General features: G+C 65.5%; 1 protein-coding gene. It reads left to right on the top strand.

Translation table 11 applies throughout. From position 1 onward, the window contains the following. Positions 1-522, top strand: a 522-nt coding sequence (locus tag AC3A84_RS04825) for an IS3 family transposase (protein WP_487968515.1), incomplete at both ends; no start/stop codon positions are given.

Genomic DNA, 522 nt, shown 5'->3' with positions numbered 1-522 from the left:
GCATGTGCAAGGTCATGAAGGTACATCCCAGCGGCTACTACGCCTGGAAGGCCGAGCCCGCGAGTCCTCGCGCCAAGGACGATCAGCGGCTGCTGGGCCTGCTCAAGCACGCCTGGCTGGAGAGCGGCGGCGTGTACGGCTACCGCAAGCTCACGCTGGACATGCGCGACCTGGGCGAGAGCTGCGGCAAGCATCGTGTGGCCCGATTGCTCAAGCGCGAAGGGCTGCGCTCGCAGACTGGCTACCGTCGCCGCCCCGGCATGCGCGGCGGCAAGCCTGCTGTCGTGGCGCCCAACCACCTGCAACGCCAGTTCATCGTGGCCGAGCCCAACCAATCCTGGGTGACCGACATCACGTACATCCGCACCCATGAGGGCTGGCTGTACTTGGCTGTGGTGGTCGATCTGTTCTCGCGTCAGGTGGTCGGATGGTCAATGGGCAGCCGCATCGATACCAGCCTGGTGCTTGACGCGCTGATGATGGCCTTGTGGCGCCGTCAGCCTAAGAAGCCGGTCACGGTGC

The sequence above is a fragment of the Paracidovorax sp. genome (assembly GCF_057642795.1).
Note: the sequence above shows the minus strand (reverse complement) of the source record. Positions and strands in the feature narration are given on the sequence as shown.